At 68.8% G+C, this 26263-nt stretch carries 24 protein-coding genes and 3 pseudogenes; 13 read left to right on the top strand and 14 right to left on the bottom strand.

Annotated features, from left to right (window positions below; translation table 11 throughout):
* The first annotated feature begins 12 nt into the window (after positions 1 to 12).
* Positions 13 to 387 carry a helix-turn-helix domain-containing protein gene (locus tag ACQEXA_RS00465; protein ID WP_432938506.1) on the top strand — a complete coding sequence of 125 codons (375 nt, stop codon included), beginning with the start codon at positions 13 to 15 and terminating at the stop codon, positions 385 to 387.
* A 172-nt stretch (positions 388 to 559) separates the two neighbouring features.
* Here the strand turns inward: ACQEXA_RS00465 and ACQEXA_RS00460 are convergent, their stop codons facing one another.
* The gene (locus tag ACQEXA_RS00460; protein WP_433128067.1) at positions 560 to 1453 is read right to left on the bottom strand and encodes a helix-turn-helix domain-containing protein; all 894 of its coding nucleotides are present in this window, start codon (positions 1451 to 1453) and stop codon (positions 560 to 562) included.
* Between the two features lie 100 nt (positions 1454 to 1553).
* Between ACQEXA_RS00460 and ACQEXA_RS00455 the strand changes: the two genes are divergently transcribed.
* Positions 1554 to 1796 carry a hypothetical protein gene (locus ACQEXA_RS00455; protein ID WP_433128065.1) on the top strand — a complete coding sequence of 81 codons (243 nt, stop codon included), beginning with the start codon at positions 1554 to 1556 and terminating at the stop codon, positions 1794 to 1796.
* A 188-nt stretch (positions 1797 to 1984) separates the two neighbouring features.
* On the top strand, positions 1985 to 2641 hold the full coding sequence (locus ACQEXA_RS00450; RefSeq protein WP_432938512.1) for an SDR family oxidoreductase: 657 nt from the start codon (positions 1985 to 1987) through the stop codon (positions 2639 to 2641).
* Positions 2642 to 2736: 95 nt separating this feature from the next.
* Here ACQEXA_RS00450 and ACQEXA_RS00445 read toward each other — a convergent pair whose 3' ends face one another.
* The gene (locus tag ACQEXA_RS00445; RefSeq protein ID WP_433134396.1) at positions 2737 to 3960 is read right to left on the bottom strand and encodes an IS110 family transposase; all 1224 of its coding nucleotides are present in this window, start codon (positions 3958 to 3960) and stop codon (positions 2737 to 2739) included.
* A 1030-nt stretch (positions 3961 to 4990) separates the two neighbouring features.
* Between ACQEXA_RS00445 and ACQEXA_RS00440 the strand changes: the two genes are divergently transcribed.
* Positions 4991 to 6454 (top strand): aldehyde dehydrogenase family protein, encoded by a 1464-nt coding sequence (locus ACQEXA_RS00440; protein WP_433128063.1) that lies wholly within the window; start codon positions 4991 to 4993, stop codon positions 6452 to 6454.
* 160 nt (positions 6455 to 6614) lie between these two features.
* Here ACQEXA_RS00440 and ACQEXA_RS00435 read toward each other — a convergent pair whose 3' ends face one another.
* Positions 6615 to 8975 (bottom strand): FtsX-like permease family protein, encoded by a 2361-nt coding sequence (locus ACQEXA_RS00435; protein ID WP_433128061.1) that lies wholly within the window; start codon positions 8973 to 8975, stop codon positions 6615 to 6617.
* Positions 8972 to 9664, bottom strand: coding sequence for an ABC transporter ATP-binding protein (locus ACQEXA_RS00430; protein ID WP_432938519.1), 693 nt, complete (start codon positions 9662 to 9664; stop codon positions 8972 to 8974). The genes ACQEXA_RS00435 and ACQEXA_RS00430 overlap by 4 nt, the downstream gene beginning before the upstream one ends.
* Positions 9665 to 9867: 203 nt before the next feature.
* Here ACQEXA_RS00430 and ACQEXA_RS00425 point away from each other — a divergent pair, with 203 nt between their 5' ends.
* Both ACQEXA_RS00425 and ACQEXA_RS00420 read left to right on the top strand, forming a co-directional pair.
* Positions 9868 to 11106: a sensor histidine kinase gene (locus tag ACQEXA_RS00425; protein WP_433128059.1), complete on the top strand. Its 1239-nt coding sequence runs from the start codon at positions 9868 to 9870 to the stop codon at positions 11104 to 11106.
* The gene (locus ACQEXA_RS00420; RefSeq protein ID WP_432938524.1) at positions 11103 to 11819 is read left to right on the top strand and encodes a response regulator; all 717 of its coding nucleotides are present in this window, start codon (positions 11103 to 11105) and stop codon (positions 11817 to 11819) included. The genes ACQEXA_RS00425 and ACQEXA_RS00420 overlap by 4 nt, the downstream gene beginning before the upstream one ends.
* 39 nt (positions 11820 to 11858) lie before the next feature.
* Here the strand turns inward: ACQEXA_RS00420 and ACQEXA_RS00415 are convergent, their stop codons facing one another.
* Positions 11859 to 12221, bottom strand: coding sequence for a Tn3 family transposase (locus ACQEXA_RS00415; RefSeq protein WP_432938527.1), 363 nt, complete (start codon positions 12219 to 12221; stop codon positions 11859 to 11861).
* On the opposite strand from ACQEXA_RS00415, the gene ACQEXA_RS00410 reads away from it, so the two are divergent.
* The 3 genes and pseudogenes from ACQEXA_RS00410 to ACQEXA_RS00400 all read left to right on the top strand — a co-directional run bounded on the left by ACQEXA_RS00410 (position 12220) and on the right by ACQEXA_RS00400 (position 13792).
* Complete coding sequence (locus ACQEXA_RS00410; protein ID WP_432938530.1) at positions 12220 to 12348, top strand: hypothetical protein; 129 nt, start codon at positions 12220 to 12222, stop codon at positions 12346 to 12348. The two genes, ACQEXA_RS00415 and ACQEXA_RS00410, sit on opposite strands and share 2 nt — an antisense overlap.
* A 360-nt stretch (positions 12349 to 12708) precedes the next feature.
* Positions 12709 to 13159 (top strand): annotated as a pseudogene (locus ACQEXA_RS00405) (CoA transferase subunit A); the annotation flags it as partial.
* Positions 13156 to 13792, top strand: a pseudogene (locus tag ACQEXA_RS00400) (3-oxoacid CoA-transferase subunit B). The pseudogenes ACQEXA_RS00405 and ACQEXA_RS00400, both read left to right, overlap by 4 nt.
* 20 nt (positions 13793 to 13812) lie before the next feature.
* On the opposite strand, the pseudogene ACQEXA_RS00395 reads toward ACQEXA_RS00400, so the two are convergent.
* The 3 genes and pseudogenes from ACQEXA_RS00395 to ACQEXA_RS00385 form a co-directional block, all read right to left on the bottom strand.
* A pseudogene (locus tag ACQEXA_RS00395) lies at positions 13813 to 13963 on the bottom strand (IS982 family transposase); the annotation flags it as partial.
* Between the two features lie 348 nt (positions 13964 to 14311).
* Positions 14312 to 15688 carry a Ni/Fe hydrogenase subunit alpha gene (locus ACQEXA_RS00390; protein ID WP_433128057.1) on the bottom strand — a complete coding sequence of 459 codons (1377 nt, stop codon included), beginning with the start codon at positions 15686 to 15688 and terminating at the stop codon, positions 14312 to 14314.
* Positions 15685 to 16476, bottom strand: a complete 792-nt coding sequence (locus tag ACQEXA_RS00385; protein WP_432938535.1) for an oxidoreductase — start codon at positions 16474 to 16476, stop codon at positions 15685 to 15687. Before ACQEXA_RS00385 ends, ACQEXA_RS00390 begins: the two co-directional genes overlap by 4 nt.
* A 184-nt stretch (positions 16477 to 16660) precedes the next feature.
* On the opposite strand from ACQEXA_RS00385, the gene ACQEXA_RS00380 reads away from it, so the two are divergent.
* The gene (locus tag ACQEXA_RS00380; protein WP_433128056.1) at positions 16661 to 17881 is read left to right on the top strand and encodes an RNA-guided endonuclease InsQ/TnpB family protein; all 1221 of its coding nucleotides are present in this window, start codon (positions 16661 to 16663) and stop codon (positions 17879 to 17881) included.
* 62 nt (positions 17882 to 17943) lie between these two features.
* Here the strand turns inward: ACQEXA_RS00380 and ACQEXA_RS00375 are convergent, their stop codons facing one another.
* The 4 genes from ACQEXA_RS00375 to ACQEXA_RS00360 all read right to left on the bottom strand — a co-directional run bounded on the left by ACQEXA_RS00375 (position 17944) and on the right by ACQEXA_RS00360 (position 21114).
* The gene (locus ACQEXA_RS00375) at positions 17944 to 18750 is read right to left on the bottom strand and encodes an FAD/NAD(P)-binding protein (protein ID WP_432938541.1); all 807 of its coding nucleotides are present in this window, start codon (positions 18748 to 18750) and stop codon (positions 17944 to 17946) included.
* Positions 18747 to 19196: a cyclic nucleotide-binding domain-containing protein gene (locus ACQEXA_RS00370; RefSeq protein WP_432938543.1), complete on the bottom strand. Its 450-nt coding sequence runs from the start codon at positions 19194 to 19196 to the stop codon at positions 18747 to 18749. Before ACQEXA_RS00370 ends, ACQEXA_RS00375 begins: the two co-directional genes overlap by 4 nt.
* A 28-nt stretch (positions 19197 to 19224) precedes the next feature.
* Positions 19225 to 20388: a 4Fe-4S dicluster domain-containing protein gene (locus tag ACQEXA_RS00365; RefSeq protein ID WP_432938545.1), complete on the bottom strand. Its 1164-nt coding sequence runs from the start codon at positions 20386 to 20388 to the stop codon at positions 19225 to 19227.
* Positions 20389 to 20592: 204 nt separating this feature from the next.
* Positions 20593 to 21114: a hydrogenase maturation protease gene (locus tag ACQEXA_RS00360; RefSeq protein WP_432938548.1), complete on the bottom strand. Its 522-nt coding sequence runs from the start codon at positions 21112 to 21114 to the stop codon at positions 20593 to 20595.
* 378 nt (positions 21115 to 21492) lie between these two features.
* Between ACQEXA_RS00360 and ACQEXA_RS00355 the strand changes: the two genes are divergently transcribed.
* Positions 21493 to 21759: a hypothetical protein gene (locus ACQEXA_RS00355; RefSeq protein WP_432938550.1), complete on the top strand. Its 267-nt coding sequence runs from the start codon at positions 21493 to 21495 to the stop codon at positions 21757 to 21759.
* Between the two features lie 80 nt (positions 21760 to 21839).
* Here ACQEXA_RS00355 and ACQEXA_RS00350 read toward each other — a convergent pair whose 3' ends face one another.
* Both ACQEXA_RS00350 and ACQEXA_RS00345 read right to left on the bottom strand, forming a co-directional pair.
* Positions 21840 to 22301: a universal stress protein gene (locus ACQEXA_RS00350; RefSeq protein ID WP_432939990.1), complete on the bottom strand. Its 462-nt coding sequence runs from the start codon at positions 22299 to 22301 to the stop codon at positions 21840 to 21842.
* 116 nt (positions 22302 to 22417) lie between these two features.
* Complete coding sequence (locus tag ACQEXA_RS00345) at positions 22418 to 23293, bottom strand: universal stress protein (RefSeq protein WP_433128054.1); 876 nt, start codon at positions 23291 to 23293, stop codon at positions 22418 to 22420.
* Between the two features lie 258 nt (positions 23294 to 23551).
* Here ACQEXA_RS00345 and ACQEXA_RS00340 point away from each other — a divergent pair, with 258 nt between their 5' ends.
* Positions 23552 to 24469 carry a pyridoxamine 5'-phosphate oxidase family protein gene (locus ACQEXA_RS00340; protein ID WP_433128052.1) on the top strand — a complete coding sequence of 306 codons (918 nt, stop codon included), beginning with the start codon at positions 23552 to 23554 and terminating at the stop codon, positions 24467 to 24469.
* A gap of 1067 nt (positions 24470 to 25536) precedes the next feature.
* Positions 25537 to 26253 (top strand): CBS domain-containing protein, encoded by a 717-nt coding sequence (locus ACQEXA_RS00335; protein WP_432938556.1) that lies wholly within the window; start codon positions 25537 to 25539, stop codon positions 26251 to 26253.
* Positions 26254 to 26263: the final 10 nt, after the last annotated feature.

Below are 26263 nucleotides of genomic sequence, written 5' to 3'. Positions count from 1 at the left end.
GGCCTGACCAGCATGGACGTAGTTCCCGGCACCTACAGGGTGCTGGACGAGGTCGCTGAGAACCCCGGGGCCCACCACACACTGTCGGCCATGGCGCGCAGGGCAGGCGTCAGCGTCCGTCACGTGATCCGGCTCTTCTACGAAGAGGTGGGGACCACTCCGGCCCGGTATGTGGAGCAGATCCGGTTGGAAGCTGCCCGGGCGCTGCTGGAGACGGGTGATGACTCCATGCCGGTGGTGGCGCGGCGTACAGGGTTCGGCTCACCTGAGTTGATGCGCAGAGCATTTGTGCGGCACCTGGGGGTGACGCCTGGTGCGTACCGGGCCAGTTTCCGCACGACCGGCGTGGGCACGAAGGATCCGGTGTCCGAAGCGGTCTTGCCGTAGCCGAGGCGCAACGGGCCCAGGCGGTGGGCCGGCGGTTGCCTGGGGACGGTTTGGTGGCGAGATCGAGTGCGTGCCTAGGTGGGGTGCGGCTGCGGCGCGGCCTGTCACGGTTGCGAAACGGTTACCTGTCGGCCGCCGCGTCGCGCGCGTGGGCCGCGGGCGGTGTAAGGGATCAATCATGGCGTGAGGGCGCGGCCTGGTTCTGGTCGATGTCGTTGTCTTGGTCGGCTGTCCAGGAGGCGAGGAGAGACAGGTTGTCGTGTGAGGTCGTTCCCGGTTCGGCGGTGTAGGTGATCATCGTCAGGCCGGGTTCGGCGGCCAGGTGGAGGAGGTCGTAGCGCAGTTCGAGCGCGCCCACGACCGGGTGCTGGAATCGTTTGGTGCCTCGCCCGTGGGCGCGCACGTCGTGGCGGGCCCACAGCTCGCGGAAGGTGTCGCTGCGGGTGGACAGCTCGCCGACGAGGTCGGTCAGGGCGCGGTCCAAGGGGTTGGCGCCGGCTGCGGCGCGCAGCTGGGCGGTGAGGTCGTCGGCGACTTCGTCCCAGTCGCGCCAGAACTGTCGGGCGTGGGGGTCGAGGAATGTGAACCGGGCGAGGCTCGGCGCTGTGCGCGCGCCGGTGTGGAGCACGCTGTACAGGGCGCGACCGAGGGAGTTGGCGGCGATCATGTCGAGGGTGGGGCTGCGCACCAGCGCGGGGACGCCGACGAGGGCGTCGAGGACCGTCTGCAGCTGCGGGGCGATCGCGGCGGGCGAGGTGCGGCGGGAGCGGGATACGGCGGACGGTTTGTCGGCGCGGGCGAGGTCGATCAGATGGGCCTGTTCGGCGGCGTCGAGTCGCAGCGCCCGGGCAATGGCCTGCAGGACGCTGTCGGAGGCGTGGGTGAGCGCACCGCGCTCCAGCCGGATGTAGTAGTCGACGCTGAGCCCGGCCAGGGCGGCGACCTCCTCACGGCGCAGTCCAGGCACCCGCCGCTTGCGTCCGGCCACGGGCAGCCCGACCGACTGGGGGCTGATCCGGGCCCGGCGGGAGGCCAGGAACTCCTGAATCTGCCGGCGATGGTCCACGCCTCCACAGTAGGCACAGGCGGTGCGGTTAAGGAGGACTTGTCAGTACCCCCTTGACACGTCCTGCCGCACTGTCGGCCCTGCTGGTTGCCTTGAAGCCATGACCAGCAAGACCACGGCTGCCGACACCGCATGCGTGTCCGGCAATCCCGTACCTGCTCCCCTCGCACGCGGCATGAACCGCGGTCTGACGCTGCTGTTCGCGATTGCCGAGGGTGCCGCTGTCGGCAACGTGTACCGGGCTGAACCACTGCCCGGCACGATCGCCGGCTCGCCGCACATCAGCCCCGGTGCTGTGCCGCCTCGGGCATGCCGAAGGGGCGGGCCTGGCCGCGCCGGATGAGTTCCCTGACGGTTCCGGCGACCTCCTCGATCGGCACCTTTGGGTCGACGACCCACCGACCTTGCACAGATGCAGGCGGCCGGTGACGCGGCAGGCGTCCACGGCGAGTGCCCCCGCGAACACCTGGAACACCACGTCGAAAAGTGACCAACGATATGACTTCCCATCTCGTCGAAGAAAGGACCGCCATGGCCCTCGGAACCGCAGTGATCGTCGGTGTCGGACCTGGCCTCGGCCTCGCGATCGCCCGCACATTCGCCCATGCCGGACACCCGGTCGCCATGCTCGCCCGCGACAAGGCGAGGCTGGACACCTACGCCGCCGAGCTCGCCTCCACCGGCCAGGACGTCCGCGGCTACGCCGCGGACGCCGCGGACCCCGACAACCTGCGCGCCGCGCTCCACTGTGCGATCACCGAGCTGGGCGCTCCCGACGTGCTCGTGTACAACGTCGGTGTGCTTCGCAAGGACTCGCCCATCGACGGTGACGACCAGGATTGGGCCAATGTCACGGCCATCAATGTCCTGGGCGCCAGGGTCGCGGCCAACGCCGTCCTGCCCGAGCTGCGTGAGGGCCGCGGGAGCCTCCTGTTCACAGGCGGCGGCTATGCGCTGTCGCCCTCCAAGGAACACGCATCCCTGTCCGTCGGTAAGGCCGCGCTGCGCGCGTATGTGCACGTGCTTCACGACCAACTGGCGGGAACGGGCGTGCACGCGACCAGCGTCACGATCACGAGGGACATCGGCGGCGAAGCGCGCTTCGACCCGGCAGTGCTCGCCCAGGCATACCTCGAACTGCACAACCAGCCCGAGGCCGAATGGCAGCACGAGCTGATGCGTTATTGAACCGCTCACCGAGACATAGGCATGTCTCAGCGATCCACCCATTCCTGGGTGGAAGTCCCGTACCCAGCCGAAAGACATCTCACGTGCCTAAGAAGTCAAGCCGCGACGGCTGGAGCTGCTGAGAAGGAGGTGAATGCGTGATGCTCGTCGAAGAGCTGCCGGTTTTGCAGGCAGTGGTAGAGCTGGCCGAGCAGCCGGTTGAACAGGTGCCGCTGGGCCTGGGCATGCCAGTCCCCGGCCTCGCGTCGGCGGCGGTAGTGTGCGTCGGCTCCGGGCGAGCTGGTCAAAGCGGCGAAGGCCCAGAGGAATCCGGCGGTGATCAGCCGGTCGTTCTTGATGAAGCGGCGGCCGACGAACTTCTTCCTGCCCGAGGCCCTGGTGATGGGGGACGAGCCGGCGTATGCCTTCAGGGCGCGGGCGCGGGCGCGGGCGCGGGCGCGGGCGCGGGCGCGGGCGTCGGCGAAGCGGTCGCGGTCGTCTCCGATCTCGGCGAGCACCCGGGCGCCGAGTTGGACGCCGAGGCCGGGGAAGCTGAGCAGGATGTCAGCGTCCGGGTGCTTGCGAAAAGACTCCTCCACCGCCTCGGCCAGTTCGTCGGCCGCTCGACAGGCAGCGTCCAACTGAACGATGAATGCGGCCAGTTGATGTCCCATGGCATCTTCGACGCCCTGCGGCTGGCGGGCGTAGTCGCCGTGGAAGATCTCCCGCAGGCGTCTGGCATCGGTGTCGATGCCGCGGACGCGGCCGGCGCGCCGCAGCGCGGCCTGGAGCTGCGTGACCGAGAGCTTGGCCGCGCGGGCCGGGGTCGGGGCTGCGGTCAGGACGGCGCGGGCTTCGGGCCGGGCGAGGCCGTGCTGCTTGCCCTGGAAGGCGTCCAGGGCGGCCGGGTAGAACGTCTTCAGCAGCGAGCGGACCTGGTTGACCAGTTGCTGGCGGTGCCAGACGGCGTCCTGCTGGGCGCGGGCGAGCACGGTGATCGCGCGGGCCAGGTCGCTGTCGGCGGGAAGCGGCCGGTGGGCGTGCATGTCGGTGCGCAGGATGTTCGCCAGGACCAGGGCGTCGCCGGGGTCGGACTTCTTGCGGCTGACGCCGTGCCGGTCGCGGTAGCGGGCGGCGGAGAGCGGGTTGACCGCGTAGATCCGGCGCTTGCCGCTGCGCAGGGCAGCGACCAGCAAGCCGTGGCTGGTCTCGATGGCCACCGGTATCGGGTCGTCTGGGGTGTCGCCGTGTTCGGCGAGCAGCTCCAGCAGCACCCGGTAGCCAGCCTCGTCATCGGTGATCCGCCGCTTGGCCAGCAGCGTGCCGGTCTCGTCGACCAGGGCGACGTCGTGGTGGCGTTCGGCTCAGTCGATCTGCCCTGGAACCACCTACTCACGAATTAGGAGGCAGGCCATGGGTACACGCTTCGCAGCCGACCGCCTGGCATACACCTGGTCTTACACCGGCTCCACGTGCGGTTTTACCTCTCCAAGCTGCTCCCGGCGACGATGGGCCGAAGCCCGCGAATGAGGCGTTTTTAACCTGCCGCCGCAGGATCCGAGCGCCCGAACGACTTGGCTCTCGCCGACCGGACACCCCCAACCCACCAACAAACGACGACAGTTGGGGACATTCGATGAGAAAACAAGCAACAGTTGGCAGCCCCAACGCACGCCATGTGACCGGCTGGTTGAAGTCTGCAGATCACACAGCAGGCCCCACGGGCAGACCTCGGCGCGGACTGCCATGAACTTCCGACACGGAACACGAGTATGAAAATGAGCGACCACACAAAAATCATCGTTCTGGGAGCAGTCGCCCTCCTCCTTGCCGGCGGCCTCATCGTGATGCTTCAACACGCCTACAAGGCCTGAGAAGCCATCCGCTTACCGATCAACGGGCTTGTCTGGTCGAAGGGGGGTCCTGATCGTGTGGTGGCGGTGCGGTCGGTGCATGAAGGCAGACACCTCACGTTGCTGTGTCGTCAAGCCGAGGCGGCGGGTTTGGTGGGGAACGCGGTCTGTTCGTCGTCCGTCGGCGCCGAAGGCTTCGGGACCGTGTATCGCTTCCGGGCCGCCGACGCCAACGGGGGAGCCGCTACTTGTCGATCTCGCGGCGGCGCTCGGCATGCGAGTGATCCGCGCCACCACAGTACGGGACCTGGGGGAGGCACTTCGGGCCCCGAGCCTCCCATTTGCCTCTACGTGGAGATTAGAACCGTAGATTCCAAGTCAGCAGTCCCGCCCCCGCAAGCGTGGTGGCACGGGCCTGCGGCTGACAACGCGGCCCCGTCCGGCCGCAGTCAGGCCGGTGAGGTGTGGCGACAGGAGCCTCACGGCCGCCGCCGTCATCTTTGAAGGAGTTTTGCCGATGAAGACCGTCACCCACTGGATCGGCGGCAAGCCCTTCGGAGAGGCTTCAGGCGCCTTCGGTACGTGGGGCCCCGTGACCGACCCCACGACCGGAGAGGTCACCACACAGGTGGCGATGGCCGGCGCCGAGGAGGCCGACGCCGCGGTCGCCCCGGCGAAGGAGGCCTACGCCACCTGGCGTACGTCCCCGCTCGCTCAGCGGATCGCGATCCTGTTCCGCTACCGCGCCCTGCTGGACGCGCGCCGCGACGACCTCGCCGCGCTGATCACCGCTGAGCAGGGCAAGGTCCACGCGGACGCGCTGGCCGAGGTGGCCCGGGGCCTGGAGATCGTCGAACTTGCCTGCGGGCTTGGCATGGCGCTCAAGGGCGATACGTCCACGGAGGTGTCGAGCCGCATCGACGTGGCGTCGATCCGCCAGCCGCTCGGTGTGATCGTGGGTATCTCACCGTTCAACTTTCCCGCGATGATCAGTATGCGGATGTTTCCCATGGCGATCGCCTGTGGGAACACGTTTGTCCACAAGCCGAGCAGCACGGCCCCGTCCGCGTCCATGCTCCTCGCGGAGCTCGCGGCCGAGGCCGGGGTGCCTGACGGTGTGCTCAACATCCTGCACGGCGACAAGGTCGCGGTGGACGCGCTGCTCGACCACCCGGATGTGGCGGCCGTGTCGTTCGTGGGCTCCACACCGGTCGCCCGCCACGTCTACAGCAGGGCGTCCGCCGGCGGCAAGCGCGTCCAGGCCCTCGGCAGCGCGAAGAACCACATGCTGGTACTGCCCGACGCCGACCTCGACGCGGCGGCCGACGCCGCCGTGTCCGCCGCCTACGGCTTCGTGTACAGGACCGCCCTGGTTGTCGTCTGGGTGCGTGTACCCCGGCGTTCGGCGGCCGACGGGGCCGCTTCGGAAGACACGGGGGTCGGCCCGATGAGTATAGCGGTGGCCACGCCAGTACGGCTGAGCGTCCGACGCAGTGACGAGTCCATGGTGGAGGACTTGGAGTGGCAGTCGGTGCCGCTCGGACTGCTGCATGAGGCCCGACCGTGGCGGACGTTTCGCTGGTACAAGGGGCAGCAGCACTACTCAGGCACGTACTGGTCGGAACATCGCGCGGCCCTCCATGGTGGCCGTGTCGATGCCTGCTCGATGACATGCAGCCCGATCCCGCGCTCGCGCAGCTCGGCGCCGAGCGTCACCAGGTGCAGCAGGGAGCGGGAGAGCCGGTCGAGCCGGGTCACCTTCAGTGTGTCGCCCTCGCGCAGCAGCTGTATGACGGGGTCAAGTTTCGGGCGGGACGCCTTCGCACCGCTGGCGACGTCGACATGGATGTTGTCACGGTCGACGCCGTGGCGAAGAAGTGGCGTCGATCTGATGATCGGGGTTCTGGTCGGCCGTCGAGGTGCGGCGGTAGCCGATGAGCATGTGTCGGAATCTATCGGCTGGACCGTTCACCGACGTTGATTCCCAACGCGAGTTGTCGACACTGTCCACCTGCGGGTTCGCGATCACGTCTCCGAGTGTCGGCAGACGTTTGCCGACACTCACCCCGCGGCGCTTCTCGGGTGCTGTCCGCGCGTGCCTCGCGGACAGCACCCTGCACCCGGTCGTTTTGCCCCGCACCCTATTCGGTACGCAGAGCGGTGGCGGTGCGAGTGCGGGCGGCCCAGCCGGCGGGCAGGAGTGCGCCCAGGACGGCGATGAGCAGGCCGCCGAGTCCAAGCAGGACCAGTTCCGGCGTGTGGTAGACGTCGATGACGGAGGCGGGCATGTTGATTCCGGCGCTGTGTCCCATGGCGGGGACGGTCAACGCTTGCAGAGCTGCTCCGGTCGGTACGCCGATGGCGCCTCCGATCAGGCCGGTCAAGACGACTGAGGAGATGACCATGGCGATGGTCTGCCGGGGGGTCATGCCCAGCGCCTTGTGGACGCCGAGGTCGTGGACGCGTTCGCGGGTATCGAGGACGACGGCATTGAGCACGCCCAGGCCGGCGGTGACGACGAGCATCAGCGTGAGGATTGCGGTCAGTGTGTTGAGGGCGAGGATCACATCGCTCTTACCGGACTCGTCTGCCTGAATGGTGACGCCCAGGGGGCGCAGCGCGGTGTTCAGGGCGTTGCTGTAGCTGACCACGTCCGTGCCGGGCTTGACCGTGATGGAGTAGGTGAGGGGGCGCAGGTCCGGCTCGGCGGGGGCGAGGGTGGAGGCGTCGGTGAGGACTTCCATGGTCTGTGTGTGGGGGTCGAAGACCTCGCCGGTGATCCGGACTGGGATCGCATTGTTGTGGTAGTCCAGGGTGACGGTGTCCCCGATGTGGGTGTCGGTGGCAGTCAGGAAGGTGGTCGGCACGACGGCCTGGCCAGGTCCGTGGAACCAGCTTCCCGTGACCATCCGGTAGCCGGCCCCGGAGGCGTCGCCGGTGAAGGCGAAGACCGTGCTGGTACCCCTGATCCCCGGGACGGTCACCTCTGTTGTGGCGGTGCCGTAGTACGCCTTTGTCCCGGCTTGGGCGTTGATCGCAGCGGTGACCGCAGCCGGATCGGCCCCGGTCGGCTGCGAGGCGAGGGCGCCGGGACCACCGGAGGCGCGTTCAGGGCCGATGACGACGTCGGCGGTGTCGTGGTTCTTGGCGGCCTGGACCTGGCTCAAGGAACTGCCGATGCCGATGGCGAAGGTGACGGCGGTGGCGCCGAACACGATCGCTGCGGCCATCGCGACCGTGCGGGCGGGACGGGTGAAGGGGTGGGCCAGGCCGAGACTGACCGGCCGCGGAAGCGGGAGCTTGGCGGTCAGCCTGGCCGCCCACTGGCCCCGGCCGGGACGAGGGGTGCGTCCGACCGCGAGCGCGTCGACGGTACGCAGGCGTCCGGCCCGCAGTGCCGCTGCCCATGCGGTCACGCCCGCCAGGCCCAGCGTCCCGGCGATCACCGCGACGTCGACCCACGGAGCCACGCCCGAGGCCGTCGTGCCGTAGACCTGGTTGGTCGTGGACAGCACCGGGATGGCGAGGAGGTTGCCCGCGACGACGCCGACTGCGGCGCCGACCGCCGCCGGAACCAGCGCCTGGCTCGTGTAGGCCCGTACGACCTGGGCCGGTGTGAAGCCGATGGCCTTGAGGATGCCAATCCGTCGCACGCTCACACCGACTGCTCCGGCGACGGCATTGCCTACGATGAGCACTGCCATGACCACACCCAGGACGCCGAAAGCGATGAGGAACGGCACAAACAGCGCGGTGTTACGGTCGGTGCCTTGTTTGACGTTGAGCCAAGACTGCACCCCGGTCAGCGCTCCCGCCGGGACCGCTGCCGTCACCGCGGCGCGGTCGGCGGTGATCTGCTTGGTGGTGCCAGCCGCGGCGAAGCGGTAGAGCATCTGGTACCTGCGAGAGGCGCCGGGCGCGGTCAGCGAGGCGATCTGCGAGGGTGTCACCCAGCCGTCTGCGGTGCCGCTGACCGAGCGGGCCACGCCGACCACGGTCAGCGTCGGGCTGCCGGGAAGGCCGGGGACCTCAAGGGTGGCGCCCAGGCGATTTCCCGGGCCCGAGAAAGACAGCACGATCTGGCCCGGGCCTGTCACCCACCTCCCCGCCGCCAAGGTGACGTCGTCGACGGGGCCGCCGGGATCGGCGCGGCCGACCACCGTCATCGGGAGCAGGTCGACTCCCGCGAGGGCACCGGCGTTGGGCCCTCCGCGCGGGGTGACCACCGAGGTCGGGAACGGGCCGGACGCCGCAGTAACGCCGGACGCGTGGGCGGAGGTGGACAGCTGCCCGGCCGTGACCTTGCCTGCGTCGAACTGCGCGGTCAGATGCGCCCCGTGCTGCCCGGCGAAAGCAGTGTCGAAGGGCGCGCTGGAGGCAACCAGCAGCGACCCGCCCAGAACGGACGCGGTCACCGCCATCATCGCGGCAAGACCGGTCACCAGCGTCTGCACCCGGCGACGGCCGACCCCCGAGCGAACGACCTTCCCCAGGGCGCTCATCGTGCCGTCTCCATCGGGAAGTCGGCCGCGATCCGGCCGTCGACGAGCTGGATCGTGCGCGTCGCGCAGGCTCGCGCCAACGCAACATCATGGGTAACCAGGACGATGGTCTGCCCGTCGGCGTGCAGGTCGTTGAGCAGCTCCCTGACATCCTCACCGGCCTTGGTGTCCAGTGCACCGGTCGGCTCGTCCGCCAACAGCAGTGCCGGGTGGTTCATCAGGGCCCTGGCCACTGCGACGCGCTGCCGCTCACCGCCGGACAGTCGGCCGGGGTAGGCGCGGGCAAGCCGGTCGATTCCGAGCGCTTGGAGTAGTTCCGCCGCACGTCTGGCCGCTTCACCGCGCGCCATCCCGGCCAGTTGCGCCGGCAGCACGACATTGTCGGCAACCGTGAGGTCGTCCAGAAGGTTGAAGAACTGGAAGACCATGCCGACACTAGTCCGTCGGTAGCGCGCCGAGCTGGTCTCGCCGAGCTCGTCGACCCGCACACCGGCCACGGTGACCGTGCCCGTGCTCGGCCGGTCGAGACCGGCGATCAGGTTGAGCAAGGTGGATTTGCCGCTGCCGGACGGACCGAGGATGGCCACCGCCTCTCCGGACGCGACGGTCAAAGACACCTCTTGCAGGGCGGGCGGCCCCTCGTCGTAGCTGCGGCTCACATCGCACAGTTCGATCAACGGCGTGGTCATGGTCGTCTCCCAGGTGGGCCTGTCTGGCCTGGTCGACGCTAGGCGCGCCACCAGGCACAGGGCGTCAAGCTCAGGAGCCATTCCCGGTACCGCGCCAGGGTGAGGCCGACCGGAGTCATCCCTGCGATGTAGTCCACGGATGTATCGCAGGTGATCAGCCAGGTGGATGTCGCCAGGCCGGGAGCAGCGGTGAGAATGAGCAGATGGTGAACCTGCCGACAGCGGACCGACTGCGTGAACTGACCGGCCGCACGATACGCCCGATCGGCCGGCTGCCCCGGCCCGCTCGACGCAGCCGGGCATTCGACGCAGCGTTGGCCCTGCTCCTCGCCGCCGACGGCATCCGCTACGTCACGATCATGAATGAGGGGGCTGGGCCTGCCTCCTGGACCGGCTCAGTGCTCCTCGTGCCGCTCGTCTCGGCGTCCTTGGCCCTCCGTCGCAGGTATCCGCTGGCGGTGCTGTGGACCGTGATGGCTGTGACTCCGCTGATCATGCGCGACTCCGGGGATATCGCCTTCTACAGCGGCATGGTCTGCCTCGTCGCCGCCTACAGCGCTGCGGCCTATTGCCCGCACCGGGTGCCGACGCTGGTGACCCTGCCGGTGGCAGCCACGGTCCTGGCAGTCCTGTTCACCAACGCGCAGCTGCCCGAGTTCCCCAACGGTGTCATCGCGGTCCTGGTACTTGTCCCGGTCTTCGCCGCAGCGTACGAGTTTCGCATGTGGCGGCGGCGGGTCGATGAGGGGCGCGCACAGCTGTCCGCGCTGGAGCGCGAGCAGGTCGCGGCGCTGGACCGGGCGGTTGAGCTGGAACGCGCCCGCATCGCCCGCGAGTTGCACGACGTGGTGACGCACAACGTCAGCGTGATGGTCATTCAGGCCGGCGCCGCACGCAAGGCCATGGATGCGACCCCCGACCAGGCCCGTGAGGCGCTGCTCGCGGTCGAGAACGGCGGCCGGGCAGCGATGAGCGAGCTGCGTCAGGTCATGGGACTGCTCATGACGGACGCCGAAGGACCCGATGCGGACGCATCGGCGGATCTCACGCCGCAGCCGGGCCTCAACCGGTTGGAGGCCCTGGTCGCAGGGGTGCGGCAGTCCGGGATGGCGGTCGAGTTGACCTTGAGGGGACAGCCCGGCCCCGTCCCGCCCGGCATCGAACTCGCCGCCTACCGGGTAGTGCAGGAAGCGCTGACGAACACCGTGAAGCACGCAAGCGGTGCGTCGGCGGCAGTGATCGTCGAATATTCCGCCGACCAGTTGCGCGTGGAGGTCGTCGACACCGGTGGCCGCCCGAGCACCTCCGCGACCGCTGGGAACGGGCGCGGACTCATCGGCCTGCGCGAGCGCCTCGCCGTCTACGGTGGAACCCTGCACACCGGCCCCCGACCCCGCGGCGGCTTCCGCGTCACCGCACTGGTACCCCTGGAGGCACCGTGAGCGAGCCGCTGCGCGTGGTGGTCGCCGATGACCAGGCGCTGGTGCGTACCGGCTTCAGGATGATCCTGGCGTCCGAGGGCATCGAAGTGGTTGCCGAAGCGAACAATGGCGTCGAGGCCCTCGACGCGATCAGGCGCACCCTGCCCGACGTGGTCCTGATGGACATCCGAATGCCGGAAATGGACGGCCTGGAGGCCACCCGGCGCATCCTCAGCGGCACCGATATGGGCGCAGACGGCCTGCGCGTGATCATCCTGACCACCTTCGACCTCGACCGGTACGTCTATGCCGCGCTGTCCGCCGGAGCCAGCGGCTTCCTCCTCAAGGACGTCAGTCCCGAACACCTCACAGCCGCCGTCCGCCTGGTACGCACCGGCGACGCGCTGCTGGCCCCCGCCATCACCCGGCGCCTCGTCGAGCGGTTCGCCCGCCGAGACTCCGCAACCACGGCGGTCCACCGCGACCTTGCAGCGCTCACCCCGCGCGAACTCGAAGTCATGGGCCTGCTCGCCCGGGGCCTGAGTAACTCCGAGCTCGCCGACCGCCTTCGCCTCTCTGAGGCGACCGTCAAGACCCACGTCTCCCGCATCCTTGCCAAGCTCGGACTCCGCGATCGCGCACAAGTTGTCGTCGTTGCCTACGAAACGGGCCTGGTCAGCGTTGGCGGAACCGAGCCCGCTTCGCCTCCGCCCACCGGTCAACGGCAAATGTGAACAGCCGCTTCACGACGTCCGAATACCCTCAGAGCAGGGTCACGTGCCCATACGATCCCCAGCCGGCTCTTTGTCGTTCGTCTCTTCCACAGCACGGGGTCCGGGCACCGTGGTGGAAGCAAGGTTCAGGCGGGCGGCCATGTCGAGGTTCACCTCCCCGTACGGTGGCACGTGGGGCCAGAACAGCGGGGTCAGGCCGCGCCGGTCGGCGGGCGTGAGGAGGTCGGCCCACTCCGGTTCGCCGAGGATGTCCTGGAGCATCAGGGTGTTCACGAAGACCAGGGCCGATTGGAGGATGCGCAGGCACAGGACGAACATCTCCTGCTCGTCGGGCCGGTTCGAGGCGATCTCCCCGCCCTTGCCGTACGCGATCACGGAGTTGGCGCCATTGGAGGACTCCATGACGTTCAGGCCCTACGCGGTGGCGGCGCACCGCCGACGCTTTCCCGCGGCTCTACTGGGCATGAACCCGGACATCATCGGTGGACGACTCCGCGACGGCATGCTCACCGACTTCCGGCCCGGATGATCAATCGCGGGCCGAGGTTTCGCCTGGCATTCCCTTGATCAGGGTGCCCAGGATCTGCGCCCGTTTCGGCGCGCGCTGCCGCTGAACCCTGTGTGCACGCCGGGCCGGGCCGCGAACCCTGACGGGCTCGGTACGCCAGGGCGGCCTAACGTCGCTTTTGTGGCCTTCACTGCGGACAGCAGTCTTGTGTCCCGTGCCGCGCGTGAGGTCAGCCTGCGAGCAGACCAGCTGATCCACGATGAGGAGCGGTCCTTGCAGCGTGGAGTTCCTGAGGTGTGGGAAGACCCGGACATCGCCCTCATGACGGCAAAGAACGTCGCCGAGCACGTTCTCGCGGCCTTGGCGGGCCTGGCGGACCGCACGCTCGCCGAGCGGCTGCGCGGGGGCGACGCGGGGATCCCCGCCTTCTACACCCCCGCCGGAGTCGGAACCCAGGTGGCCGACGGCGGCCTGCCCGTACGCTACGCCCCCGGCGGGAGCGTCGCCCTCGCCTCCGCGCCCAAGGAACAGCAGGAGTTCGACGGCCGGACCTACGTCCTGGAGCGCGGCATCACGACCGACTACGCGCTGGTGCGCGCGGCGCGGCGACACCCACGGCAACCTGGTGTTCCGCAACGCCGCGGCGAACTTCAACCCGACGGCCGCCATGGCGGGCCGGATCACCATTGCGGAAGTCGAGGAACTCGTTGAACCCGGTGCCATCGATCCCTTACACGTGCACCTTCCGGGCGTGTTCGTCCAGCGAATCGTGGCGCTCACCCCGCGGCAGGCAGCCGACAAGCCCGTCGAGAACAGGACCGTGCGCCCATGAGCTGGACCCGCCTGGAAATGGCCGCACGCGCCGCCGCAGAACTCGCCCCCACTCGTATGTGAACCTCGGCATCGGCCTGCCCACCCTCATCCCCACGCACCTGCCTCCCGACTCCTCGGTCGTCCTCCACCCGGAAAAAGGCATCCTGGGCACCGGGCCCTACCCCACCGACAACGAGGTCGACCCTGACCTCGTCAACGCGGCAAGGAGACCGTCACTGTCCTGCCCGGAGCCGCGTTCTTCGACTCCGCGTCATCGTTCGCCATGATCCGCGGCGGGCATCTGGACACTGCCGTGCTGGGCGCCATGCAGGTCTCGGTCTGTGGCGACCTCGCCAACTGGACCGTTCCGGGCGCCATGGTCAAGGGCACGGGCGGCGCCATGGACCTGGTGCACGGCGCCCGCCGTGTCCTCGTCCTCATGGAACACGTCACCAAGGCCGGCGCCCCCAAGATCGTGAACGAGTGCTCGCTGCCGCTCACCGGGCAGCGCTGCGTCCATCGCGTCATCACCGAACTCGGGGTCATCGATGTCACCGCCGACGGCCTGCGACTCGTCGAGACCGCTCCCGGCCTCAGCCCCGCGTCCGTCCGGGACCGAACCGAGCCATCACTCCACTGGCACGAACGCTAGACGACTCCGCCCGAATACGATTAGTGATCGTAGGCGGTCAGCGAGCGGCTGACCGCCTGGCCGGTCCGGAAGTTGAGCCAGATCGCGGCTGCCAGGGCCAGCACGCGCTGCTACACGGACAATGATGCCCTCGACGGTCCGTCCGCCGTGTTGTTCCAGGTCGAGCTGGCCTGAAGAGAAAACGGCGTTCAGCAGGTCTTCCCCCCGGCCATTGTGTGGCTGGGGCGGGATCGGCCTGGACGTGGTAGCCGAGGGCTTCGAGTTGGCCGATGAGGCGGCAGGCCTGTCGGGCGGGGTCGTTGCGGCGCAGGAAGTAGTCGCCGCCGAGGTCGTGGTAGGCCTGGCTGTTGGCGATGAGCACACCCAGCGCGAGCGGCACCGCCCCCAAAGCCGCGGCGAACACGTCGGCCCCACTGAACGGCCCACCCCTCCGCCCAAGCCTCCGGTGGCGCTGTCGGTGCCATGGCCGCCACGTGGAGTACCGGTGGGAGCATGCAAGGGCGCTTGGCTGCTGACCCCTCAGCCCACCACCGGGTCCGGCGAGATGTCCAGGTCCAGGAAGTGGGCGGAGCACGAGATGCACGGGTCATGGTTGCGGATGGCCCGTTCGCACAGGCGGGTGAGGTCGGCGTCGGACGCCGGTCCCCTTGTCAGAGCGGCCTGGACGAGTACGCGCAGATCCTCCTCGATCGCGCCCTGGTTCTGTGCGGTGGGCGGGAGCAGGCAGGCTTCGGTGATGCGCCCGTTGTCGAGTGCATAGCGGTGGTAGAGCAGGCCGCGTGGTGCCTCGGTAGCGCCGTGCCCCACGCCCGACCGGGGCGGCACCTCCACATTCGGTCGTGGTGGGGGCTCGTATGTGTCGATGATCCGGATGGCCTCCTCCACCGCGTACAGGACTTCCACCGCCCGGACGAGGATGCTCTGGTATGGGTTTCTGCAGACTTTGCCCGGCTTGGAGTCATGCGTGCCGGTCGAAGGCGGGTCGCTCAGTCCGGCCTCCCGTGCGGCTTGGAGGGCGAGTGGGGAGAGCAGGTGGCCGTTGACGGCGTAGCGGGCGAGGGCGCCCGTGAGGTGCCTTCGGCCGTCCAGCCGGGAGTGCAGGGCCGTGGAGTAAGAGACTTGTTCCTCGGTGACGTGGTCCCGGAATTCGCCGACCGGGAAGCTGCGCGGTGGGAACGTCCTGTCGGCGGGGAGGACGCTGGGTACGCCCGACTCGATGGCGTAGGTGCCGGGCTCGGCCAGGGCGAGCAGGTCGGCGTCGCACTCGGCGTCGGGGAAGTCGAAGCCGGCGACCCAGCGCACGGTGTCCCAGGCGTCTTCGAGGGCGATGCGCAGGCGCTCGGTCAGCGGGCGGAGTTCGGAGCGGGTCGGCGTGCGATGGAAGCCGCCGAGGCGGACGTTGATGGGGTGGATGGCCCTGCCGCCCAGCAGCTCCATGATGGCGTTGCCCGTCTGCTTCAGACGCAGCCCTCGCTCGACGTGCTCCCTGTGCGTGCGTGCCATGTCGATCAGATCGTCGTGGCCGAGGAAGTCCGGAGCGTGAAGCAGATGGATGTGCAGCGTCTGGCTCTCGATCCATTCTCCGCAGTACAGCAGGCGGCGCAGGGCGGCGAGTTGGCCGTCCACGACGAGGCCGCAGGCGTCTTCGATGGCCCGGCAGGCGCTCAGCTGGTAGGCGACCGGACAGATCCCGCAGATCCGGGAGGTGATGTCGACGGGCTCGGTGTAGGCGCGGCCGCGGAGGAAGGCCTCGAAGAAGCGAGGGGGTTCGTAGATGCTCAGCCGTGACTCGGTGACGGTGCCGTCGGTGATCCGTAGATGCAGGGCGGCCTCCCCCTCGACGCGGGTGAGCGCCGGGATGCGGAGGACACGTGATGCGGCGGTGGGTTCGGTCACGGCAGGTCTTCCTCTTCCACCGCGGTGAAGGCGGTGACGTTGAAGGTGTGCAGGAATCTCCCGATGTCCTCGTCGCTCATTCCGTCGTGGCGCAAGACCGGGATGAGGGCAGGGATGTTCGTGGTTCCGGCGGGCCCGTAGCAGCCGTAGCAGCCACGCCCGAAGGTGGGGCAGAGCGCTCCGCACCCGGCGTGGGTAACGGGACCGAGGCAGGGCGTGCCGTGAGCGACGAGGACGCAGACGTTGCCGCGTTGCTTGCAGGAGAAGCAGACGCTGTGGTTCGGGATGCCGGGCTTGCGGCCGGCGAGGAAGGCGGTGATGACCTCCAGGAGCTGGCTGCGGTCGATGGGGCAGCCGCGCAGTTCGAAGTCGACAGGAACATGGGCGGAGATGGGTGTGGAGGTGGCGAGGGTCTCGATGTAGTCGGGGCGGGCGTACACCGTCCGTAGGTAATCCGTGACGTCGGCGTAGTTCCGTAGTGCCTGGACTCCTCCGGCCGTGGCGCAGGCACCGATGGTGACGAGGTACCGGGATGCCGCGCGGATGTGCTGGATGCGTTCCAGGTGCTCGGGGGTGGAGATCGATCCCTCGACGAGTGCCAGGTCGTACGGTCCGGGCGCGACATCGCTGGATGCTTCGAGGAAGTGGGCGATCTCCAACTGGTCGGCGATGCCCAGCAACTCGTCCTCGCAGTCGAGGAGGGTGAGCTGACAGCCGTCGCATGAGGCGAACTTGAACACGCCGAGCCGGGGGCGGGCCGGCTCCGGGTTCGGGGCGGGGTCGCTCATGTCACCGGGTTCCTCCGAGGATGCCCCGGCCTTCAGGCCGGGGAGGAATCGGACTCCTACGGAGCAGGGCAGGGATGGCTGGATTGCCGTTGGGGCGATCCGGTGTCGACCCCGCGCGGCGGTGCTGTCGCCCACGATGATCGAGAACTCTCAACTGTCAGTCCTCCCGGGTAGGTTCGGATGTATGACGACAGAAGCGACCGCGAAGGACAGCGGGCATGCCCGGTACACCTTCCGTGTGCGCCTGTCGAACACGGCCAGGCGCGGGCTCGATGCCGAGTGGGATCGCTGCCGCTGGATCTGGAACGAATGCGTGGCCAAGTCGAAGGCCGTGTATCAGCAGGCCAGGGCAACAGGCGAGAAGCTGACGTGTGGTCCGGCGCAGCTCGATAAGATGCTGACCGAGGCCCGCAGGGGGACGCCGTGGCTGGCTGAGGGCGCGAGCGTGCCTCAGCAGCAGGTGATACGCGACTTCGCCAAGGCCCGCGCCAAGGCCCTCAAAGACATCAAGGACCGGCTTCCGACACACCGTCGGGCGGGGATGCCCAGGTGGAAGAAGAAGCGGGAGGCGCGGCCGAGCCTGAACTACACCCGGCGGGGCTTTCGCATCAAAGACGGTCGTCTGCACCTGGCGGGCGGGATCGTGGTGAGCGTGGTGTGGTCGCGGGAGCTGCCCGCGAACCCCTCCAGTGTGCGCGTGTACCAGGACAGCCTCGGCCACTGGTACGCGTCCTTCGTCGTCCCGGCTCAGGTTGAGCCGCTCGCCCCCACGGGCCGCGTCCTGGGCGTGGACTGGGGTGTGAAGGAGACCGCCACCACCACGGATGACGCCTACGACCTCCCGCATGGCGAGTATGGCAAGCGGGCCGCGCAGCGGCTCGCGAGGTACCAGCGGATGATGGCCCGGCGGCGCCGTCCGAAGGGACAGCCCGCATCCGCCGGCTACCGAAAGGCGCAGGCCCAGGCAGCGAAGCTGCACAAGAAGATCGCGAGGCAGCGGGAGGACACCGGCCGCAAGTGGGCCAAGCGTGTGATGCGCGGTCATGACGGGGTTGCGGTGGAGGACTTCCGGCCGAGGTTCCTCGCGAAGACCACGATGGCCCGCAAGGCGGCCGATGCCGCCATCGCCGCAACCAAGCGTGCCCTGGTCGAGATGGGCCGCAAACACGCGCGAGACGTCCGTCTGGTGCACCCGGCGCACACCACGATGGACTGTGCGCGGTGCGGAGCGAGAACCAAGCACGCACTACCTCTCTCGATGAGAACGTATGCCTGCACCGTGTGCGGAGCCGTGTCCCCCAGGGACAAGAACTCCGCCCGCGTGATGCTGGTCCGGGCAGGTTGGAGCCCGGACGGTGTCGAGGGCGTAAGACCTCCTGGTCCGCTGGACCAAGAGGCGGCCTGAGCCGTGAATCCCCGCTCAACCCTGGAGGGTGGACAATCCCCTCCCTTCAGGGAGGGGAGCCTTCAAAGTTCCCGTACGGTCAGCAGTGGCTCGGCCAGGTCGTAGCCGACGACTGGGCCGTCACGGCAGAGCAGCAGGGGGCCGAGCTGGCAGTGTCCGCAGTGGCCGGTGGCGCAGCGCATGTTGCGTTCGAGGGAGATCTGGATGCGGTCGGGGCGCATCCCACGGTGGATCAGTTCGCGGGCGGTCGCGCGGATCATGACTTCGGGGCCGCAGACGAACGCGGTGGTGTGCGCCGGTGTGAAGTGTGCTTCGTCGAGCAGGGTGGTGACGACTCCGACCCGGCCGGTCCAGCCGCCGGTGGGGCGGTCGACGGTGACGGCGCCGAACGGGCGTCTCCAGGCGGGGAACTCGTCCTGGTACAGGAGGTCGTCGGGTGTCCGTGCGCCGGCGAGGACGTTCAGCCGCTCGTACTTGCGGTGTTCGTCCAGGACGGCGTGGATCAGGGGGCGCAGTGGGGCGAGTCCGATGCCTCCGGCGACGACGAGCAGGTCATGTCCCCGGGCGCCGGTCACGTTCCACCTCGTGCCGAACGGGCCGCGCACGCCGACTGCCGCGCCCGGTTGCAGACCGAACAGCGCACGCGAGACGGCGCCCACTGCGCGGATGGTGTGGGTGAGCCGACCGTCTTCGCCTGTGCGGGACACGGAGACCGGGATCTCACCGACACCGAACGCGTACACCATGGCGTACTGGCCCGGCGTGAAGGGCAGGAGGGACTTCCCGACCGGTTCCAGCTCGATCGTGACCGTGTCCGCTGTCTCACGGTGTCGGCTCGCGACCCGGTGGACGAGGGGGACGATCGTCATGGCTGCGTCCCGCCTGTCTGTGGGCCGTACAGGTCGAGCAGTCGGGTACGCGTCGCACGTAGCCGGTGTCCGATCGTCTCTGCGACCATCGTGATCAGCGCCAGGCCGAACGCCGGGTGGGTGGTGCAGAGGTCGCGGACCGCTGTGGCCTGGAACTCCCAGGCGGACACGGGGCTTCGGGTCTCGGCTCCCAGGTGCCACTGGCGGGGCGGGCACAGCCATGACCAGCCCACCAGGGCACCCGGGCCGATGGTTTCGACGACGGCGCGGCCGCGGCCGGGAATTTGGATGTCGAGCGCTACCGTTCCCGTGCGGATGATCCAGAAGCGGTCGGCCTCCCCACCTTCCTCGAAGAGCCGGTTGGAACTGGGGTATTCGACTTCGTGCGCGAGTCCCATGAGCTGTTCGCGGTGTTCCACCGGTAGCGACGCGAGCAGCCCCGTCATGGGCCGCAGTCCGTCCGCGCGTTCATATTCAGGCCCTCTTCTCCGTGGCCTCCCGGTGGAGGGCGTGCGCCTCTTCGGTAAGGTCGATGCCGGTGGGGCACCACACGATGCAGCGGCCGCAGCCGACGCATCCGGTGCTGCCGAACTGGTCGTGCCAGGTGCCGATCTTGTGGGTCAGCCACTGCCGGTAGCGGCTTCGCTTGCTCGCCCGGACCGGGCCGTCGTGCAGCAGGGTGAAGTCGAGGTCGTAGCAGGAGTCCCAGCGGCGCCAGCGCTCGGCGTGGTCACCGGTCAGATCGCTGACGTCCTCGGTAGTGGTGCAGAAACAAGTGGGGCAGACCATCGTGCAGTTGCCGCAGTTCAGGCAGCGGGCGGTGACGTCGTCCCAGCGGTCGGCCTCCAGGGTGTCGCGCATCAGGGCGTGCAGGTCGACAGGTGGCATTGAGCGGCCCATGTGCTCGGCGGCCCCTTGTACGGCTTCGACGGCCGCGGTGCGGGTGGTGTCATCGGCCGTCCGCCGCGGGAGTTCGGCAAGCACGGCGGCGCCCTCCTCGCTGCCGCTGCGGCACAGGAACCGGTGGCCGCCCTCGTCCAGCACTTCGGTGAGGGCGAGGTCGTAGCCGGTGTCCACGGCCGGTCCCGTGCCCATGGAGACGCAGAAGCAGGTGGCCCCTGGCTCCGTGCACTCGACAGCGATCAGGAAGGCCCCCGTGCGGCGGGAGCCGTAGGCGGGGTCCGGGAACCGGCCGCCGATCATCACACGGTCCAGAATGCGGATGGCCCGCAGATCGCAGGCCCGCACCCCGAGGAACGCGTACGACACGCTCTCCGATCTCTCCTCGCGCACTGTGAGCCCGCCGTCGGCGCCCCGGTCGGCGGTCCACTGGCGGACACGCTCGGGGTGGAGGAACGACTTCCAGGATTGCGGCCCCGCACTGTGCGCGAAAATGGCGGTATCCGTCCTGCGATGGATGCGATACCGCCCCGCCTCCAGCTCGACTCCCCAGCCGTGCGGCAGATCGTCGGCGGAGTCCAGTTCGGCGAGCACGATGGCCCGGTCACGAACCGTGGGGCCGATCACCGTACGGCCGCGCCGCCTGAGGACACGCACCAGTGCGTCGAGACCGTCCCGGTCGAGTACCGCCTCGAGCTGCCGGTCAGTGGCCGCTCCCGCGTTCTCTGGGTCGGTCATCCTCGTTCCTCTCGATCCTGGCCTCCGGGTCGGGACTGGGCAACGGCATCGGTCTACGACGCCTCCGCATTGGGCGGCCCGAACGCAGAGTACTGACTGACCATCAAATTCGATTGATGCACGGTCAAACCGGAGGGTCGATGTCCCCCAGGTGGGTGCAGCAGACGCCGGGTTCGTTGAGCCGGGCGCCGTGGGGGGTGCGCGTCAATCCGCGGAAGGTCTGTGTCGCGCGGCCTCGGCGTGCCGCACGATCTCCTCCTCGATGCGCTCCGCCAGCGGCCGTACCGCCTCGGCCACCGGGGGCGTCAGCCCTGTGCCCTGGGACCGGTCGGCGCCTTCGACCGCATAGACGATGAAACGGCGAGGACCTCGCCCCAGGCCCCGGGCGAGATGGACCGTCTCGGCCAGACCGAACCTGTGCGTGCTGTGGCGTCCAGCGCCGGCACGGCGCAGAAGAGCGTCCGGCGCGGGGCCCCACCGGTGAATGCGGCCAGGACATGCGGGAGAGGGGAAGCAGGCGTCCACGACAACAGCCAGACCGGTGGCCTCCCACAGCCCGATCAGTCGCCCAGGATCACCGTCGCACTCCTGCACCACGGTGCCCGGCGGCAGCGGTCTGGCCACGGCGCGCTCCCTCAGCAGCGCGATCAGTGCGTGCCCGACACCATCGTCCCGCCGGAACTCATTGCCGATTCCGATGACCACTGTTCTGACGGACGCCGTCACGAGACCGCCTCACCCCGAACTTGTTGCCTTCACCTCACGGGTCGAGCTTCAGGACTACGCCGAGCACGATTCCGTCCGCCGTGGCCTGCAGCGTTCGTGGAACTCGTCGACTCCCACGGACCCGGACCCATCATCGCCGCCGTCGACGCATTGACCAGCGAAACAGGGCCGATGATGTCACCGTCTCGACCCCCCCACAATTCCGGTGGCTCGCAACAAAGATCGCCGAAGACTTCCCCCGCCGTCGCATCAGCCCTGCAGTGCAACCAGGTCAAAGCACCCTGCCTCAACGACCATCCCGAGCCGGGCCTGCGCCTGTGGGTCGTGCCGGGCCCGTGCCGACTCGCCTTCGCTGAACAGGAACTGTGCTCCTACGGTGTGCAGGACGTTCGCGAGGAGCGCGCCGACGCGGCCCTGACCCCGGCCCTCGTGAGCACGAGGGCCGAACTGGTTCTGGTGCCCGAGGAGCAGCTGCGTCTGCACAAGGGCGGGCATACTGTTGCGCTACGCCGACCGTTCGTCCCCCACATGAACAGCCTGCCGCGGAACAGCGGCGCCTCACCCGGCCCTGACGGCAGTAGGGCGGGGATGGGGCTTCTGATGACGGTGAACCGTGCGCTGCACTCCACGGTGACGCGGGCCTGACTGCGCCGGCCACCCATCCCGCGTCAGTGACCGACCGGCCGGCCGGCTTTCCGATTCGATTGGCGTCGGCGTCGCGAGACTCAGGCTCCGCCGGATCCGCGGATCACCACGACGGGGCACGGGGCGTGCTGCACGCAGTGCTGGCCGACCGAGCCCAGCAGCGCCTCCTTGAATCCCCCATGCCCACGGTTGCCTACGACCAGCAGCTCTGCTCCAGCGGCGGCTTCGAGCAACACCGCGGCCGGGTGTCCGTGGGACGAGATGGGGCGGAGCTCGACCGGCCGTCCCGGTCCCGGTCCGAGGGCCTCGTCGATCGCCCGGTCCAGGATCTTGCACGCCTGAACCTGGTAGTCAGCTGGTTTCGTGTCTACGGGCGGCGCCAGGCCGTACCAGGCCGTCGGCAAGTCCCAGGCAATGATCGCGTCGACCACGCCGCCGATCAGCTTCGCCTGGGCGACCGCCCACTGGAGGGCTGCCTTTGACGGCTCTGAGCCGTCGACACCCACCACGACACGTGGAGCGGGCGCTGCTTTGTTCCTCATCATGTACCTGCCCGTTCGCGCTTGACTCCCATTTCCCACCGTCCCTGTGGCAGCAGTGGCGCGCCACTCCAGTCGGCGAGACCAGGGCGGTGTCCACAAGCTCGGCCGGGCACAGCTCAGTCGTGCGGGACGACGGCGACGGGGCAGCGTGCGTGATGGATGGCAGCTTCCGCCACAGGGCCGAGAGGGGGTCCCAGCACGGGATGGTGTCTGCGTCGGCCGACGATCAGTATCCCGGCGCCATCGGCGGCCTCTACAACCGCCCTCGCGGGACTTTCGAGACGGATGCTGTCGGCCACCTCCACGTGCGGATACTTTTCGCGCCAGGGGCGCAGGGCCTGGTTCAGATGCTTCCGTGCGTCCTGCCTCATGTTCTCAGTGATGTCGTGGTTCGCGCCCCAGGGCGCGTGTGCATGGAGAGGCAGGCTTCGGCCGTGGACGGCACGTAGCGGCACGCCCTGTGCCGCGGCGGAGTGAAAGGCGAAGTCGAGCAGGTCGTCGCAGGGACCGTGCAGTTTCAGCGCCACCACAACATGGCCTGCCGCATGAGCAGTGGGCGCCGGCATTTCTTTGTCTGTCGCGGCCCGGACCAGGACCACCGGCTGCTTGGCCTGTGCCACGACGGGCATACTGATGTCGCCCATGAAGTAGCTTTCGAGTAGCTCCAGCCCCCGCGAACCGAGCACAGTGATCTCGGACTCCGACGCCGCTTGCAGCAGCGCGTGCTGGGCGTCGTCGGCCACCAGGTCACCGACTACGGTGAGGCGGGGGTGGCGCTTCTGAAGTTCAGCCTGTGCGTTGTGCACGAGTCGCTTTGCCCAATAGTTCTGGTCGATCTCCGAGGGGACATGGACCGGTTCCGGCGCGAGCGACGGCCAGGCGTGCAGCAGGCGCAGTGTGAGTCCCCGCCGCTCGGCTTCGTCGGCGGCCCAGCGGGCAGCGGTCAGGCTCTCCGGTGAACCGTCCAGGCCGACGGTGACGACCGGCTTCATGGAGACCGCCTCCGTTTCGTAGGAAGCTGAAGGCACGTTCAGATCACTGCCGTCCTCCATCGTCGGAGGCCAGCACGCCGCCACACGGCGACGTCTCATACGAGGAGTACCTCCAAAGCTCTGGGGTCGCATGCGAAGGGTGCTGCATGAGGGTGCTGCGTTCTCCCTGCTCCGCGGATCCGGAGTCGCATCCCGTGCGGCGGCACGCCGTACGTGGCACGTTGGCTAGAGCATCATGGTGAGGAGATGGTGGCGATCATGCGAGCTCATCTCGGTGACCAACTCGTCATCGAGAGTCCGGGGACCGGTGCTGCCAGGCGCGACGGCGAGATCGTCGGACTCCACCACGAGGACGGAACACCTCCTTACGACGTGCGCTGGTCGGACACGGGTGAGGTGACGCTCATGTTCCCCGGGCCCGATGCGCACGTCCGTCACCTCGAGCCCGAGCCCGGCAGGTTCCACGCGCCTTCCGGGCATCGCATGGATGAAGCCGGTGGCGGCGTCACGGTGACGCCCCCTGAAGTGACGGGCGGCGCTGGCGCCATCGGTCGACGCGTGGTGGCCGAACGCAGGCGGCAAGGGCTGTCCCGCGAGGAGCTCGCCGATCGGGCCGGCATGGCGCCCGACTACCTCGCCCATCTCGAAGAACGGCTGGCCGACCCGAGTCTGGCGACCCTCGGCAGGCTGGCCGGCGCCTTGGGCACCACCGTCGCGTCCCTGCGCGGAGTCGGCATCGAGGCGCCGCCCGGCCAGGGCCAGGTGCTCCTCCACCCCGAGCTTCGGCCTCTGAGTTTCGACGAATGCCGCGTCCGGCTTGCCAGCCACGGTGTGGGGCGCGTTGCGGTGTCTACCCCGGACGGCCCGGCGATCATCCCGGTAAATTACGAGGTCGTCGACGGCGCGATCGTCTTCCGTACTGCCCCTGGCTCGGCCCCCGCGGCGGCCGCGGGAACGGACGTCGCCTTCGAAGTCGATCAAGTCGACGAGGCCATGAGCCAGGGTTGGAGCGTGCTCGTCGTAGGCCCGGCCAGCATCGTTTCGCAGCCCGACGCCGTACGCCGGCTGGCTGAACGAGCCCATACCAAGCCGTGGGCCGGGGGCCAACGCGAGATGTGGGTATCGATCCAGCCCACGCGCCTCACGGGCCGCCACATCGGCCCCGCCGGCGAGTAGGTGGCCGCGAGCTGCGGCTTGCTCGAACGCGCGCCGACGGCCACGAAGACGCGTCGAGATGGCCCTCACCAGCGGACGGAGCCTGCGCATGAGCCGGTCCGACCCTCACTCGAGCCCGTTGTCTGCTGCTCGGTAGTGCTCGAGGCGCCTTGACGTGGCCTCCTGGAGGCTCGACGTGCCGTTCTTCCAGCCCGGCGCGCCGCAAACCCGGTCCGATGGGCCCCAGGTCCCCCATGAGTGCCCGATCGGCCCAACTTCACTTCTGCTCCGAGGGGCACGCTTGATGGAGGAGTAGTCGCGGAAGGCAGGCGGTGCCGACGCTATGCGACGGGACGTGAGCCACGGCGCGTGTCACCGTCGGGATGCTGAGCAGCGTCAGGTACAGGCGGGGAGGCGACCAGGAAGGGGCGAGGATGCAGCCACAGGTAGGTGACGTACTGCGTTTCGCAGACGGAATCGTGGGAGGGCCGGAACATCAGGCCATCGTCGTGGAAGAACTCGGCTGGCGCGCGAGCCGGGAGGAGCGGTGACCAGGCACCACCCCGAAGCCGGGAGCAGGGCTGAACGAGCCACGTGTGGTGCGAAGCTGCCGTCCCACCGGGCGGCGCGGGGCAGGGATCGTGGGAGCCGGTATGCCGAGGACGGGTGCCTGTTCCTGCCCAGGACCGGGTGGCGACGCGTCGACACCCTACGGGTTCGGCGTCTGTTCGGTTGATGCCGCTCGCCCCCGTCTGTGAGCAAGAACACCATGCCGCAGTGCGCCTTGGCCGAGCGGGGCGCGAAGAAGAGTAGGGAAGAGGAGGACCACCCACTTCTTGTGGGTCCCAATTACGCGGTGCACGGTATCTCTCCGCTGCCCTCGCGCCTCATGTCCTCGTATTCAAAAGAACGTTGCCTGCGCATGGGGAATTCCCAGGTGCTGTAGGAGTCGGGAGCACCGACTGCAGCAGCCCGCCGGACCGTGCACCTGGTGGACCCGGCCGCACCTACGAAGCACAGTGGAAGGCAGGGGGCGAACATCGTCCGACGCACGACGCACGACGCGCAGGCGGGAAGGAGACATGACGATGACCACCCAGCACAGCACCGTCAGCGAAGTGATGACACGCGATGTCGTCACGGTTCGCCCGGAGACATCGTTCAAGGAGATCACGTCCGTCCTGTCCAGCCACGGCATCAGCGCAGTGCCCGTGGCCGACGAGCATGGTGCGCCGATGGGGCTGGTGTCGGAAGCCGATCTGCTCCGCAAGCAAGTCGGACCGTCCGAGATGGGTGGGCAGGCAACACCTCCCGGGTGGCCGCACGAGAAGACCAAGGCACGCGCGGAGAACGCCGCAGGGCTGATGACCACCCCTGTGGCCACCGCTCACGCCGACTGGCCGGTCGCCCAGGCGGCCCGTGAGATGGACCGCCACCACGTCAAGCGACTGGTGGTCGTGGACGAGGCAGACCACATCGTCGGCATCGTCAGCCGCCCGGACCTCCTGCGAGTCTTCCTGCGCCCCGACGAGGAGATCCGCGAGGAGATACGCGACGAAGTACTGACAGCGATACTGCGGCTGAGCGGACAGGAGGTGCAGGTCCAGGTTCACGATGGTGTCGTCACCTTGCGCGGCGAGGTCGAGAGGCGCAGTACCGCCCAGATCGCCGAACGGCTCGCCAACGGCGTGGACGGCGTGGTCACAGTCAGACCGTTGATCGACTATGGCATCGACGACAGGGCTGTCAAGGACCGACCGCAGCCGGGCACCGAGCCCATTGATCCTCGTCGGGACGATGCGTAGGCAGAACCTC

It is taken from the genome of Streptomyces sp. CA-106110 (assembly GCF_050936285.1).
GTDB lineage: Bacteria > Actinomycetota > Actinomycetes > Streptomycetales > Streptomycetaceae > Streptomyces.
Note: the sequence above shows the minus strand (reverse complement) of the source record. Positions and strands in the feature narration are given on the sequence as shown.

What these genes read in the sequence shown, in the direction of transcription:
- ACQEXA_RS00455 (WP_433128065.1), top strand. Translation starts at nt 1,554, where the DNA reads ATGACCAGCAAGACCACGGCTGCCGACACCGCATGCGTGTCCGGCAAT.
- ACQEXA_RS00415 (WP_432938527.1), bottom strand. Translation starts at nt 12,221, where the DNA reads ATGGAGTCCTCCAATGGCGCCAACTCCGTGATCGCGTACGGCAAGGGC.
- ACQEXA_RS00425 (WP_433128059.1), top strand. Translation starts at nt 9,868, where the DNA reads ATGGTGAACCTGCCGACAGCGGACCGACTGCGTGAACTGACCGGCCGC.
- ACQEXA_RS00410 (WP_432938530.1), top strand. Translation starts at nt 12,220, where the DNA reads ATGACGTTCAGGCCCTACGCGGTGGCGGCGCACCGCCGACGCTTTCCC.
- ACQEXA_RS00350 (WP_432939990.1), bottom strand. Translation starts at nt 22,301, where the DNA reads ATGAGGAACAAAGCAGCGCCCGCTCCACGTGTCGTGGTGGGTGTCGAC.
- ACQEXA_RS00440 (WP_433128063.1), top strand. Translation starts at nt 4,991, where the DNA reads ATGAAGACCGTCACCCACTGGATCGGCGGCAAGCCCTTCGGAGAGGCT.
- ACQEXA_RS00375 (WP_432938541.1), bottom strand. Translation starts at nt 18,750, where the DNA reads ATGACGATCGTCCCCCTCGTCCACCGGGTCGCGAGCCGACACCGTGAG.
- ACQEXA_RS00430 (WP_432938519.1), bottom strand. Translation starts at nt 9,664, where the DNA reads ATGACCACGCCGTTGATCGAACTGTGCGATGTGAGCCGCAGCTACGAC.
- ACQEXA_RS00365 (WP_432938545.1), bottom strand. Translation starts at nt 20,388, where the DNA reads ATGACCGACCCAGAGAACGCGGGAGCGGCCACTGACCGGCAGCTCGAG.
- ACQEXA_RS00345 (WP_433128054.1), bottom strand. Translation starts at nt 23,293, where the DNA reads ATGAAGCCGGTCGTCACCGTCGGCCTGGACGGTTCACCGGAGAGCCTG.
- ACQEXA_RS00465 (WP_432938506.1), top strand. Translation starts at nt 13, where the DNA reads ATGGACGTAGTTCCCGGCACCTACAGGGTGCTGGACGAGGTCGCTGAG.
- ACQEXA_RS00335 (WP_432938556.1), top strand. Translation starts at nt 25,537, where the DNA reads ATGACCACCCAGCACAGCACCGTCAGCGAAGTGATGACACGCGATGTC.
- ACQEXA_RS00450 (WP_432938512.1), top strand. Translation starts at nt 1,985, where the DNA reads ATGGCCCTCGGAACCGCAGTGATCGTCGGTGTCGGACCTGGCCTCGGC.
- ACQEXA_RS00435 (WP_433128061.1), bottom strand. Translation starts at nt 8,975, where the DNA reads ATGAGCGCCCTGGGGAAGGTCGTTCGCTCGGGGGTCGGCCGTCGCCGG.
- ACQEXA_RS00370 (WP_432938543.1), bottom strand. Translation starts at nt 19,196, where the DNA reads ATGACGGGGCTGCTCGCGTCGCTACCGGTGGAACACCGCGAACAGCTC.
- ACQEXA_RS00340 (WP_433128052.1), top strand. Translation starts at nt 23,552, where the DNA reads ATGCGAGCTCATCTCGGTGACCAACTCGTCATCGAGAGTCCGGGGACC.
- ACQEXA_RS00380 (WP_433128056.1), top strand. Translation starts at nt 16,661, where the DNA reads ATGACGACAGAAGCGACCGCGAAGGACAGCGGGCATGCCCGGTACACC.
- ACQEXA_RS00385 (WP_432938535.1), bottom strand. Translation starts at nt 16,476, where the DNA reads ATGAGCGACCCCGCCCCGAACCCGGAGCCGGCCCGCCCCCGGCTCGGC.